This is a genomic window from Lewinella sp. IMCC34183, assembly GCF_003390915.1.
Taxonomy (GTDB): domain Bacteria; phylum Bacteroidota; class Bacteroidia; order Chitinophagales; family Saprospiraceae; genus Neolewinella.
In genome coordinates this window covers 12,724-25,277 of record NZ_QMEM01000007.1, presented here as the reverse complement: position 1 = coordinate 25,277, position 12,554 = coordinate 12,724, and the positions used below count along the sequence as shown (strand labels likewise).

The window sequence follows — 12,554 nt, the reverse complement described above, 5'->3', positions numbered from 1 at the left end:
TCGGGCGCGAAGCAACCGGACTCTACCCTATGTTGAAGAAGCTAGACTGGTACATCATCGGCAAGTTCATGCGCACCTTCTTCTTCACGGTGCTCATCTTCTCGATGGTGAGTATGGTGATCGATTTCAGTGAGAAGGTCGAGCGCTTCATCGAGTCCGACATTCCGGTATCGGTGATCGCCTTCGAGTACTTCCCGACCTTCCTGATGTTCATCCTCGGCTTCCTGTGGCCGATGCTGACCCTCATTGCCGTCATCTTCTTTACGGGGCGGATGGCGGACAATTCCGAGATCATCAGCATCCTCAACGCCGGGGTGAGCTTCTGGCGGCTGCTGCGGCCTTACCTGGTTTCGGCGGGCTTCCTTTTCCTGCTGTACCTGGCGGGTATCCACTACGCCGTACCCCTGGCCAACGCCCGCCGGGGGGAGATCGACCGGGAGTACTTCAGCGGCAGCCGCGACGAGGGGAAGACCAATAACGTCCACTTCTTCGTGGCACCGGAGGTCAAGGTATTCATGACCCACTTCAGCAAGCGGGACAGCGCCGCCCGCAACTTCCGCATCGAGCACATCGTCGACGACGAGCTGGTGAGCCTCACCAAGGCCCGTTCGGCCAAGTTCGTCGACGGCGATCCCGGCGTGTGGCGGCTGGATAACTACGAGATCCGCACCTTCGACGGCCTGGAAGAGACACTGGTCGCCAGCGACCGCATGACGCTGGATACCGTTCTCAACCTGCGGCCCGAAGATTTTGTGGATTACCGCGAGCAGCAGTCCGCCCTGACCACCCCGGAACTGTTGGCCGAGATCCGCAAGCAACGCGAACGCGGCGCCGGCAAGATCCGCAAGTACGAAGTGGAGCTCGCCCGCCGTACCGCGGAGCCCTTCACCATCTTCATCCTCACCCTCATCGGTGTTTCCGTGGCGGGCCGCAAGGTGCGCGGCGGGATGGGGATCCAGCTCGCTGTGGGCATCTTCATGGGGGCCCTGTTCGTCTTCCTCAGTCGGTTTGCCTCCACCCTCAGTGCCGGGACCGCCCTGCCGGTATTCCTCGGGATGTGGATGCCGAACATCATCTTCTTCGCCGCGGCCCTCTACTTTGTCGCCAACGCGCAACGCTGATCGATGCCGCGCCGGCGTACATCTATTTCCGCGCGCGTACTGTTGCAATTAGTGGCATCTTAGGAAGCCACATCTAAAATCATGCAACCGCAATGGATCAGAAAAAACTTATGACCTGGGGTATCCTGGGCTTCTTCGGCTTACTCGTGCTGATCATGCTTACCAGCGCCACCTTCGTGACCATCGATTCCGGCGAGCGGGGCGTGCTGTTCCGCCCTTTCCAGGGACTGGAGAAGGATAAGGTCTTCGCGCCGGGATTCCACGTTGTGGCCCCGTGGAACACCATGTTCGTCTACGAGGTACGCGAACAGCAGCTCGAGGAGCAAATGGAAGTGCTCTCCAGCAACGGCCTCAACATCCGGCTGGACGTCACCGCCCGGATCCGCCCCGACTTCGGGCAGGTACCCCTGCTGCACGAAAACTTCGCCAAGGATTACATAGAGCGCCTGGTGCGCCCGGAGATCCGCTCCAGCGTTCGGCAGGTGATCGGCAAGTTCACCCCCGAGGAGCTGTACTCCACCAAGCGGGACGAGGTACAGACCCTGATCACGGAGGAACTGTCCAATACCCTGGCGCGCAACTACGTCGAGCTACGGGCCATCCTGATCCGTGACATCGAGCTGCCCGACAAGGTCCGCACCGCCATCGAGGAGAAACTCGAGGCCGAACAGGCTTCGCTCAAGTACGAGTATATCCTGACCCGCGAGAAGCAGGAAGCCGAGCGCCGCCTCATCGAGGCGCAGGCCAAGGCGGACGCCAACCGGATCCTTACCGCCAGCCTCTCCGAGAATATCCTCCGGGACAAGGGCATCGAGGCTACGCTTGAGTTGGCCAAGTCGCCCAACAGCAAGGTCGTGGTAGTGGGGGACGCGGGAAGCGGTGGCCTGCCCCTCATCCTTGGCGGTGGCAACTAGTTGCCGTCGGCGCGGAGGGCCTCGAGGTTGTTGTTGTAAATAAACTTAGGCGTCTCCGCGTAGAGCTTATCGTAGAGTTCCAGGGCAGTCTGGCGCGCCTCCGTATCCTTTTTTTCGCTGAGGCGGTAGACCACCAGGTTGGCCTCCGCCAGCTGCTCGGTAGTGAGCCGCTCGCTGTCGATGAGCTCACGCAGGATTTGCCGCGACTGTTCGTAGTTCGCGCGGTCGTACGCCACCAGGCAGCGCGCGTGCAGGAGTCGTGCCCCGAACAGTACGTCCGGGTTGCCGAGGTCCTCGGCCAGCTCCAGGGCCTCCCGTTCCACCTCCCGTACCGCTTCCAGCTTGTTGTCGGCGAGCAACACCTGTCCTTTCTCGTACAGGCTCGCACCCAATACCAGCCGGTTGTTGGTGGAGCGTGCGATCTCGATGGCCTGGTCGTAGTACTTGAGCGACGGCTCGTAATCCCCCTGCAGGTAATAGATGTCGCCGAGGGTGTTGACGGCCTTGGCCACGCCCTTCCGGTATCCCAGGTCGCTGCTGATGGACAGGCAGCGGTCCAGGTGATTGATCGCCTTGGAAAAGTTACCCAGCACGCTGTGGATATCGCCGATCAGGCCTTCGGTAACGGCGATGCCCTGCCGGTCGCCCAACTCGTAGCACATTTGCAGGTCTTGCTCCAGCAGGTCCAGCGCCGCCTCGTAGTTGCCCTGCCGTTCGTTGATGCTGCCCAGGCTGCCCAGCCCGATGGCCTGCAGCCGGCGATTACCGAGCTCCCGGGCCAGTTTGAGGCCGGTATGGTGGTGCTCGAGCGACAGGCTGTAGTTGCCGCTCTCGAAATAAACGATCCCGAGGTTGGTATGCAGGGTGGCGATCCCCATGCTGTCGCGGCTTTCCTCGTGGCGGGGAATCTGCTCCTTGATCACCCGTATGGCTTCGTCGTATTCGCCGAGGTTCATGTAGGTCAGGCCCAGGTGGCTGATGGTACTGGCGGAAGTGGTGGTGCCCGCCTGGCTGAGGCCGCTTTCGAGGGAGCGTTTGTAATAGGTGAGGGCCCGGTCGTAGTGGTTGGTCCGGAAGAAGAGGTTGCCCATATTGCTGTAGGCCTTGGCAATGCCGAACATATCGTCCACCGATTCGAAGAGGCTGGCGGCCACTTTGAGGTAGTCCATGGCCACTTCGTAGTCCCCCTTCAGCGTATGCAGGTGCCCCAGGCGGTCATTGGCCCGGCCGAGCAGCAGAATGTCGCGGCTCGCCTTCGCCAGCTGCCGGGCTTCCTCGTAGGCCTGCCGGGCGTCTTCCCAGCGACCCACGATCTCGAATACGCTGCCCTGGTTGATCAGGATATTGACGGTCACTTCCCGGTCGGGGTGCAGGGCCATCTTCTTGATGAGGCGGGCGTAGAGGTCCAGGGCCTGCTGATTCTGATAATTGGCCCGGGCGTAACTGGCGGCCTTGTTCAGGTACTCGATCGTCTTCTCGCTCTCGCCGGCCTGCTCGTAGTGAAAGGCCAGGTCGACGTAGCGTTCCTCGATGGTATCGCCGTAGATTTTTTCGATCGCCCGGGCAATTTGCCGGTGCAACTGCTGCAGGCGCGTCGTTAGCTGCATGCCGTACACCGCTTCCCGCAGCAGGCTGTGCTTGAAGATGTAGCGGAGCTCGTTCATCGCGCTCCAGATCTGCCCCCGCTCCGCCACGCGTATTTGCTCGCGCAGGTCGGACATTACGTCGCCCGAGCCCGAGTATTCGGCATCGGCACGCATGACTTCGCTGAGGACGGGGATGTCGAATTCCCGTCCGATCACGGCGGCGGCCTTTACCGTTTCGCGCACCATATCCGAGAGCCGGTCGATCCGTGCGGTCAGGATCGAGGTGATGCTGGTACTGAGTTTGATGCTTTCGTCGCTGAGCTGAAGCACGCCGTCTTCGTGCTCTGTCAGCAGCTCGCTTTCCCGGAAGTACTCGAGGATCTGTTCCAGGTAGAACGGATTGCTGTTGGAGGCCTTGAGTAGGGTTTCGAAGGTATCCTCCGAGATCGGACTGCCCAGGGTGGTTTCGGCGAACTCCCGGACGGCGGCGGCTTCCAGCCCGGCGATCTCGATCCGCAGGGTGGGCAGGTCGAGCTGCTCCCGCTGCGCTTCGCTGAGTAGCTGCGCGTAGGTGCCGTCGTCGTCGGGCCGAGCCGTGGCGATCACGAGCAGCGGGAGCTGCCCGATGCGCCGCATCAGTTCGCGCAGGACGGTCCGGCTTTCCTCGTCGATCCAGTGGATGTCCTCCAGTTCCAGCACCGTGGGCTGGATGAGGCATTCAGCAATGACGAGGGTCACGATCGCATCGATGGTGTTCTGGTACCGGCCCTGGGCATCGAGTCGCGTATAGAGCGAATCCGGCTTTACGATACCGAGCTGGGCGGCGAGGATGGACTCCGTCCGTTCCAGTTCGGCGGCGTACTGCTCGGCCTGCCGCGTTTTGCGGCGCGCAAGGTTCATGCGCAGCCAGTTGTGGCGAAATTCAAAGCGGCGCAGGTTCTGCTCGGCGTCCAGGTCGATGCTCTGCCGGAAGACACGCTGCAGGAGGTACACGAAGGGATTGAAGGGCTTACGCAGGATCTGGTCGCAGCTGCCCAGCAGCCAGTTGAACGGCCGTTCCTGGTTGAGGCGGTGGCGTAGCTCGTGCGTCAGTCGGCTTTTACCGATGCCCGCTTCGCCCAGTACGTAGGCGATGCCCGCCGGTTTCCCCTCCAGCAGGGGGGCAGCGAAATCAACGAGTTGCTCGACTTCCCCCTCGCGGCCGATCGGGCGGCCGCCGTAGTCGGGCTTGCCCAGCGACTGCCGGCGTCCCTCCAGCGAGTAAGTGGGCACCGTATCCTTTACCCCCTTGTACTGAAGGTCGCCCCGCGGCAGAAACCGAAACTGCGGGTTGGTTGCGATCTCGTCGTCCACCAGCACGGCCTGCCACTCCGCTTCCGACATGATGCGGGCGGCCAGGTTGACCCGGTTGCCCACGCAGGCGTACTGCGCGCGCTCCTTGCCCCCCACGATGCCGGTAAAGGCGGTGCCCACCGTCATGCCCATGCGAAAACGAAAGGCCTGCCGCTGCTGAGCGGACAGGATGTCGAGCTCGTGCTGCACGGTGAGGGCGAATTCGACGGCGCGGGCCACGTTGTTCTCGTAGGAGACGGGCGCTCCGAAGAAAATGACCATCAGCGCCCCCTTGTCGCCGTAGTCCACCTCCTTGAAGTAACCGCCGAAATCCTTCACCTGATTGAGTACTACGGTGGCGAACTCATCCAGTTCCTGGTGTGTCCGTACGGCATCGAAGGACAAAAAGCAGGAAACCACCGTGCGGAACTCCCCGAGTTGGTCGTAGCGGACCACTTCCGGGGGCAGGAAAACGGTCGCGGTCTCCGGATCTATGGCGGGCAGGTCCAGCGGGGAAACGCCGGCGTCTTCGGTGGTGGATATCTCTCCGAGGATCCGGTAAGCATCGGCGTCGATCTCCTCCGTATACACCAGCCGGCCCTCGATGAGGGAGTTTACGAAGGAGTTGATCACGATCTCCTGCTCACCGGCGAGGCTCTGGCAGGTAGCGGCGCCGTCGATGGCCGGCCCCCGGAAGTAGAAGGTCTTGAGCTCTTCCCCCACGATGCCGTACTGCACCGATCCGGCCGATACGCCCGCCTTGATGCCGATGCGGTACTTGTCGCCGAACTTGTTGTCGCGGTCCCGGAATATCTGTCGCGCGTGCTCGGCGGTGCGCAGCAGGTGCATGCCGTGGGTGCGGTCGAGCGGCAGCGGAAAGACGGCCGTAAAGGCGTCCCCGGCGAAGTAGGGAATGAAGCCGCCGGCGGCGTAGGTGAGCGAAACGAGGGGCTCGAACACCTCGTTGAGAATAACGGAAAGTTGCTCCGCCCCGCTGAGCCCCTGGTCCATCAGCGACTCCGTCAGCGGCGTGAAGCCGGAGAGGTCAATATTCAGCGTGAACGCGTCGATCTCGCCGTGCAGGTCGTCAGCGAGCAGCTTCTGCTGGATGAAGGGTGGAATAAGGGGTTGCACGAAACGGTTTGGGCGTCAACGTAAAGGTAAACCCTTGTAAAAGAACAACGGCCGCCTGCGTGAGCAAGCGGCCGGTTGAAGGGTTGCGCGGTAAGCGCGCGTTTCTTAATCCAGATTTGACCGTGTGAGAAATAAGTTACAGGTGACGGGATCCGTCCAAAATTGCAGAGGTAAGGCTAAGGCCACCGCCAAGGGCACAGGCGGCCATCAGAACGTACAGTATCGTCATTAAAGCTACAATTAAAAAGATGAAGAGTTAGGTGGGCTAGTGACTAACAAGCGTCCCAACCGGCCGGGCTCGACCGTGTCTGACGGCTTGCGCGCAATAAACATAATTGCGCTCTTTTTTCCAAACCGAGATAGCAGGGATTTTATTTTACGGTAACAAAATTACCGATAGGGGCTTATCCCCGTAGTTTGGTTCGGCAGATTTCGTAGAATCCCAGTCGTATATTCTGATTTGGTTGTCATCTGCAGACAGTCGTACCGTACGTAAGTTCTGGATTTCATCGGTGCGCACCACCTGTTGATGGGGGGCGAACTCGGTGTCGGAGGCGGGATAGATCACGTACACGTGGCCTTCGGCCGGGGGCGGGGCATCCGTCAGGTCGAGCAGCGCCACGCGGGCCCAGGAAAGAAAGTGCACGTGTACCTGCCCGCCGGTACTCAGGGAGCCCTCCACCGTTGTCAGGCTGTCGACGCCGGAAGCGGTCAGGCCCTGTTCGATGCTGTAGAGGTCCGTTTCGTAGCTGGCGTGATCCTGGGCGCGCAGCGCGCGCTCGGTGACCAGGTCGCCACGGTACTCCTCCTTCAGCCGAAATAGGTAACCGCTGGTGCCGATCAGGAGAAGGCAAACTGCGAGCAGGACATAGCGCCAGATATTGAGCGAATGGTTGTGCTCCACCATCGCCGTGATCATCTCATGGTCGAGGTCCTGAAACTCCTCGGCGGTGCGCGGCCCGCGGCCGGAAGGGGGCGGGGCGATATCGTGAAAGTCGGCGTAGGCGGTAAGTTCCTTCCGCAGGCGGTCCACCTCCTGCTGGAGAAAAGGATCCTCAGCGATCATTTGCTCGACCTCTCCGCTGCGCTCCGGCCCTAACAGCCCGAGCACATACTGGTCAAGTAGACCGCTGTGCTTTAGTTCATCCCTATTCATATGCTACCCCGTGATACTTGCGGTATATCAAAAACGTTGGGGGTTAGCGCATTGTGCGGCCCCCGTTTACCTAATTTGAAATGGAGGGGGCATGTTCGGGCGGCAGGGCGCGGGTGCGGGGCTTACCCGGTCGGGGTGCCGTCGTAGGCCCATTTCAGGTACAGGGCTCCCCAGGTAAAGCCCCCTCCGAAGGCGGTAAGGATCAGGTTGTCCCCGCGCCGGAGCTGCGATTCGTAGTCCCACAGGCACAGGGGCAGGGTGCCGGCGGTGGTATTGCCGTAGCGCTCGATGTTGACCATTACCTTGTCCAGCGGAAAATCGACCATCTTGCTGACCGTCTGAATGATGCGGATGTTGGCCTGGTGCGGTACCAGCCAGTCTACGGTCTCCGTCGTCAGCCCGTTCCGCTGCATCACCTCGGTCACTACCTCCGACATACCCTTTACCGCCGCCTTGAAGACGGGGCGCCCGTTTTGCCGGACAAAGTGCTCGCGGGCCATGATGGTGTCGACGGTGGAGGGCTTGCGCGATCCCCCCGCCACCAGGTAGAGGTATTCTTCCCCGCTGCCGTCGCCGTGGTGCTGGTAGTCGATGAAGCCCGTACCGTCGGTAGTCGGTTCGAGCATGACGGCGCCACAGCCGTCGCCGAAGATCACGCAGGTCGTCCGGTCGGTGTAGTCCACGATGCTCGACATCTTATCCGCACCCACCACGATCACTTTCTTATGGCGGCCCGCCTCCACGAATTTGGCCCCCACGGTAAGGGCGTAGAGGAATCCGCTGCAGGCGGCGCTCACGTCGAAGCCGAAGGCATTCTTGATGCCCGCCCGGTAGGCCGCCACGTTGGCGGTGTCGGGAAAAATGCTGTCGCCGGTGACCGTGGCGCAGATGACGAGTTCCACGTCGTCAGGGTCGGTGTTGGTCTTTTTGAGCAGGCCGCGCAGGGCCTCGACGACCATTACGGAGGTACCCTTCCCCTCCCCCTTGAGGATGTGGCGCTCCTTGATGCCGGTACGGGTCGTGATCCACTCGTCGCTGGTGTCCACGATCGTGGCCAGCTCGTCGTTCGTAAGTACGTAATCGGGCACGTAGCCCTGCACTCCCGTAATGGCGGCGCGTAGTTGACTCATGGGTTGGGGGTAGAATGATTAGGGGCCACAAGGTAAGCAGGACGAGGACAGTCCGCAACCCGGCGTCCATGGGTCAGGCGTAGTCGGTGCCGGTGAAGTCATCGCCGTGCGGCTCGCCCAGCTCGCTCAGGGTCACCAGCCCCACGAAGGTCAGCAAGCCGTTGAAGGCCAGAATGAGGAATCCGAACTGGAATCCGCCCAGCAGCTCCGCGGAGTAATAGTCCACGACCATCGATACGATCGGCGACAGCAGGCACACCAGAATGAGTGCCGGGATGCGCACTTTGCCTACCCGTACCTCCTCCCGCACCCGGAAGTTGGTCAGCAGGCCGAAGGCGAACAGGCCCAGCAACGGACCGTAGGTATACCCCGCGGCCTTGAAGAGGCTGTTGATCACCGCCGTATTGTTGATGAGCTCGAAGGCCATGATGACCGCGAAAAGGAGCACCGAAAATCCGGAATGAACCAGCAGCCGCTTGCGCTTGGTATTTTCCTCCAGCACCTGCGTCCCCGCCTGGGTATCGGGCACCACGTCGGTTTCCCGCATGCCCAGGAAATCGACGCAGAAGGAGGTCGTCAGGGCCGTCAGGGCACTGTCGGCACTGGAGTAGGCCGCCGCCACGATCCCGAGCACGAAGAGCACGCCCACGACGGGCGGCAGGTTGATCAGGGCAATGGTGGGGTAGAGCAGGTCGGAGGAGGCCGGTAGGGAGAGGCCTACGTTGGCCGCGTAGATGTAGAGCAGTGCCCCGAGGCATAGGAACAGGAGGTTGGCAAATACGAGCACGATGCTGAACAGCAGCATATTCTTCTGCGCGTCGCGGAAGTTGGGCATGCTCAGGTTCTTCTGCATCATATCCTGGTCCAGGCCGGTCATTACGATGGTGATGAGCGCTCCGCTCAGAAACTGCTTGAAGAAGTTGTTGGGGTCGCTCCAGCCGCCCTCGAAGAAGAACCACTGGCTGTAGTCGCTCTGCCGGATCAGCCGGACCATGCCGCTGAAGTCGGTCTCCAGCGCCCCGGCGATGTAGTACACGGTGATGCCGGCGGCCAGCAGCATGCAGACGGTCTGCAGCGTATCCGTGACGATGATCGTCTTGATGCCCCCCCGGAAGGTGTACAGCCAGATGAGGAGGATGGCGCTGGCCACGGTCACTGCGAAGGGAATACCGATAGGGGCGGCGACGAATTGCTGGAGCACCACCGCCACCAGGAAGAGGCGGAAGGAGGAGCCGATGGTACGCGACAGCAGAAAGTAGAAGGCGCCGATCTTGTACGCGTGGGGCCCGATCCGGCTGCGCAGGTATTCGTAGATACTGGTGAGCCCCATCCGGTAGTAGAGGGGCAGGAGGACCAGTGCGATGAAGGCGTACCCCAGCAGATAGCCCATCACGACCTGCATGTAGCTGAAGGCCTGGTTGACGCCGCCGGCCCCTACCGCCCCCGGGATGCTGATGAAGGTAACGCCGGACAGGCTCGATCCCACCATGCCGATGGCCACGAGGAGCCATGGAGACTTGCGCCCCGCCAGGAAAAAATCGGCGTTATTGCTGTCGTTCCTCGACGTGAGGAAGGAGACCAGCACGAGCACCGCGAAGTAGACGGCAACGATGCCGAGGATGGCCAGGGGGCTGAGGGATGCGTTCATGGGGGGCGCGCAATTTATGCATTCCCCGATTAAACGTTCAATTTAGCTTGGCTAGCTCGTCCTTAAGGGTTTGGGGCGTCTGTACGCCGGAAGCGCGCCACTTCAGCTCGCCGCGGTGGAAGATCATGGTGGTGGGCATGGCCTGCACGCCGAGTTTCTGGCTGATCTCGGGATTGCGGTCCACGTCGATCTTGACGAGCCGCATTTTGTCGCCCAGGTCCTCCTTCAGTTGCTTGAGGATGGGGGAGTAGGCGTGGCAGGGGCCGCACCAGGTAGCGTGGAAGTCGATCAGTACGGGGGTGTCGCCGTTGATCAGGTCGTGGAAGGAGGTCTGGGCCATGGCTTTATTAATTGCTAACCGGGGCGGGCACGGCGGGGTTCGGAGGCCGGGAAGCGTCCTAGGTGAGGCTCAGGAACTCCGCCTCCGTCATCACCCGGACGGTACCGAGGGCCTCGGCCTTCTTCAGCTTGGAGCCGGGCTTTTCGCCAACCACCAGGATATCGAGCTTACCGCTCACCGCAGAGACGATGCGCGCACCGGCGGCCTTGGCCTTCTCCTGCGCCTCCTTGCGGCTCATCTCCTGCAGGCTGCCGGTAAAGAGCATGCTCTTGCCCACGAAGGGCCCCTCGGTGACCTGGGCGGCGGGACGGTCCTCGTCGGTGGGGCGCACGTTGACGCCCAGGTCCTCCAGCTCGCGCAGCTGCTCGAGGTGGATCGGGTTGGCGAAATAGGCGGCCACGTTCTCCGCTACCGTGGGTCCGATATCTTTGATGTGAAGGAACTGCTCCTCCGACCACCCGGCGAGGTCCTGTACGTGCTCCACGTTCTGGGCGAGCAACTGGCTGGCCTTCTTTCCAAGGTGGTGGATGCTGAGCCCGTGCAGCAGACGCCACAGGGGGTTGTGCTTGGCCGTTTCGATGCTCTGCCGCAGGTTGTCGGCCGAGCGCTCGCCGAAGCCCTCCAGGGCGGCGATCTCGTCGTAGGGGAGGCGGTACACGTCCACGATCGTCTTCAGCCAGCCGAGGGCGTAGAACTGCTCCACGTAGCGCCGGCCCATGCCGTCGATGTCCATGGCGACCTTGGAGACATGGTGCACGATGCGCTGGAGGTTCTGGGCACCGCATACGCATACGGGGCAGCGCCAGGCGGCCTCGCCCGCCGCCCGTACGAGGGGCACCTTCTCCGCCGTATCGTTGACGGGGCAGTTGACCGGCCAGACGATGGGGCGTTCGCTGCCGTCGCGCAGCTCTTCCAGGGGCTTCACGATGTAGGGGATCACGTCGCCCGCACGCTCCAACAGTACCTTATCGCCGAGGCGCAGGTCCTTCTCCCTGATGAAATCCTCGTTGTGCAGGCTCACGCTGCCGATCACGACGCCGGCCAGTCCTACGGGCTCGGTCTTCGCCACGGGCGTGATGGTACCGATCTTGCCGACCTGGTATTCCACATTCAGCAGGGTAGTCGTCGCCTGCCGCGCCGCAAACTTATAGGCGATGGCCCAGCGGGGGTGGTGGCTCGTGTAGCCCGCCCGCTCCTGCAGGGCCAGGTCGTCCACCTTGACGACCATGCCGTCGATCTCGTAGGGGTATTCTTCCCGCCGCGCCTCCCATTCCCGGCAGAAGTCCGCCGCCCCGGTGATGTCGGCCGAGCGGGTCCGTTCGCGGCCCGCCTCCGGCACCTTGAAGCCGAGCTCGGTCAGGATATCCAGGGCGTGCGTATGGGTGCCGAGGGCCTGCACGGCGTCGTTGCCCGCCGCGTCGGTGCCGTAACCGAAGCTGTAGATGAAGGCCTCCAGCTGCCGGTCGGCGGTCTCGGTGGGCGACTTCATCCGCAGCCCGCCGGTGGCCGTGTTGCGGGGGTTGGCGAAGAGGGTGAGCCCGGCTTCCGCGCGGGCGGCGTTGAGGGCCGCGAAGCGGTCCTTGCGGATGATCACCTCGCCCCGAAGTTCCACGCGGTGCAGCCCGAAGCGGCTGAACGCGGCGGTCAGGGGTACCGACCGGATCACGCGCGCGTTGTGGGTGATCTCCTCCCCGAGGACGCCATTGCCGCGGGTGGCGGCCCGCTGCAGGTGGTCGTTTTCGTACACCAAGGCGATGGTGCCGCCGTCGAATTTGGGCTCGGTGGCGTAGGCCAGGGGAGCATCCTCCTCCATGTTGAGCATCCGCTTCACCTGCCGGTCGAATTCGAAGAGGTCGTCGGCGTTGTAGCTGTTGCCGAGGCTCAGCATGGGGACCAAGTGGGGGACGCTCTCAAAGTTGCCGGTAAGGTCGTTGCCGACCCGCTGGGTGGGGCTATCGGGGGTGACCAGGTCGGGGTGGGTTTCCTCGAGTCGCTCGAGTTGCTTGAACAGCTTGTCGTATTCGGCATCGCTCAGCACGGGGTCGTCGTGCACGTAGTAGCGCCACTCGTGGTAGCGCAGCAACTCGCGGAGTTCGGGAAGCTGCTGCGCGGCGGGAGCGTCGCCGGCTTCCTGCAGGTAGGCTTTCGAGCGGGCGTAGAGCTGCCGTTGTTGTTCTTTTCCGTACATATTCC

The 12,554-nt window shown here is 62.2% G+C and carries 8 protein-coding genes; 2 read left to right on the top strand and 6 right to left on the bottom strand.

Annotation, left to right across the window (positions count from 1 at the left end; genetic code table 11):
- Positions 1 to 29 precede the first annotated feature (29 nt).
- Together DQG19_RS15165 and DQG19_RS15160 are read left to right on the top strand one after the other, a co-directional pair.
- On the top strand, positions 30 to 1,121 hold the full coding sequence (locus tag DQG19_RS15165; RefSeq protein WP_116127132.1) for an LptF/LptG family permease: 1,092 nt from the start codon (positions 30 to 32) through the stop codon (positions 1,119 to 1,121).
- A 92-nt stretch (positions 1,122 to 1,213) separates the two neighbouring features.
- Positions 1,214 to 2,035 (top strand): prohibitin family protein, encoded by an 822-nt coding sequence (locus DQG19_RS15160; RefSeq protein ID WP_116127131.1) that lies wholly within the window; start codon positions 1,214 to 1,216, stop codon positions 2,033 to 2,035.
- On the opposite strand, the gene DQG19_RS15155 is transcribed toward DQG19_RS15160, so the two are convergent.
- The 6 genes from DQG19_RS15155 to ligA all read right to left on the bottom strand — a co-directional run bounded on the left by DQG19_RS15155 (position 2,032) and on the right by ligA (position 12,549).
- Entirely contained in the window at positions 2,032 to 6,087 is a 4,056-nt protein-coding gene (locus tag DQG19_RS15155) for a tetratricopeptide repeat protein (RefSeq protein WP_116127130.1), read from the bottom strand. The two genes, DQG19_RS15160 and DQG19_RS15155, sit on opposite strands and share 4 nt — an antisense overlap.
- Positions 6,088 to 6,463: 376 nt before the next feature.
- Positions 6,464 to 7,243 (bottom strand): hypothetical protein, encoded by a 780-nt coding sequence (locus tag DQG19_RS15150; RefSeq protein ID WP_198661765.1) that lies wholly within the window; start codon positions 7,241 to 7,243, stop codon positions 6,464 to 6,466.
- 122 nt (positions 7,244 to 7,365) lie between these two features.
- Positions 7,366 to 8,373, bottom strand: coding sequence for a beta-ketoacyl-ACP synthase III (locus DQG19_RS15145; protein WP_116127128.1), 1,008 nt, complete (start codon positions 8,371 to 8,373; stop codon positions 7,366 to 7,368).
- 73 nt (positions 8,374 to 8,446) lie between these two features.
- The gene (locus tag DQG19_RS15140; RefSeq protein ID WP_116127127.1) at positions 8,447 to 10,021 is read right to left on the bottom strand and encodes a sodium:solute symporter; all 1,575 of its coding nucleotides are present in this window, start codon (positions 10,019 to 10,021) and stop codon (positions 8,447 to 8,449) included.
- A 37-nt stretch (positions 10,022 to 10,058) separates the two neighbouring features.
- Positions 10,059 to 10,361, bottom strand: coding sequence for a thioredoxin family protein (locus tag DQG19_RS15135; protein ID WP_116127126.1), 303 nt, complete (start codon positions 10,359 to 10,361; stop codon positions 10,059 to 10,061).
- Positions 10,362 to 10,419: 58 nt separating this feature from the next.
- Positions 10,420 to 12,549 (bottom strand): NAD-dependent DNA ligase LigA, encoded by a 2,130-nt coding sequence (ligA, locus tag DQG19_RS15130; protein ID WP_116127125.1) that lies wholly within the window; start codon positions 12,547 to 12,549, stop codon positions 10,420 to 10,422.
- Positions 12,550 to 12,554: the final 5 nt, after the last annotated feature.

Bases quoted from the DNA above. Each gene is read 5' to 3' on its own strand.
- DQG19_RS15160 (WP_116127131.1), top strand. From the start codon at position 1,214: ATGGATCAGAAAAAACTTATGACCTGGGGTATCCTGGGCTTCTTCGGC.
- DQG19_RS15140 (WP_116127127.1), bottom strand. From the start codon at position 10,021: ATGAACGCATCCCTCAGCCCCCTGGCCATCCTCGGCATCGTTGCCGTC.
- DQG19_RS15150 (WP_198661765.1), bottom strand. From the start codon at position 7,243: ATGAATAGGGATGAACTAAAGCACAGCGGTCTACTTGACCAGTATGTG.
- DQG19_RS15165 (WP_116127132.1), top strand. From the start codon at position 30: ATGTTGAAGAAGCTAGACTGGTACATCATCGGCAAGTTCATGCGCACC.
- DQG19_RS15135 (WP_116127126.1), bottom strand. From the start codon at position 10,361: ATGGCCCAGACCTCCTTCCACGACCTGATCAACGGCGACACCCCCGTA.
- DQG19_RS15145 (WP_116127128.1), bottom strand. From the start codon at position 8,373: ATGAGTCAACTACGCGCCGCCATTACGGGAGTGCAGGGCTACGTGCCC.
- ligA (WP_116127125.1), bottom strand. From the start codon at position 12,549: ATGTACGGAAAAGAACAACAACGGCAGCTCTACGCCCGCTCGAAAGCC.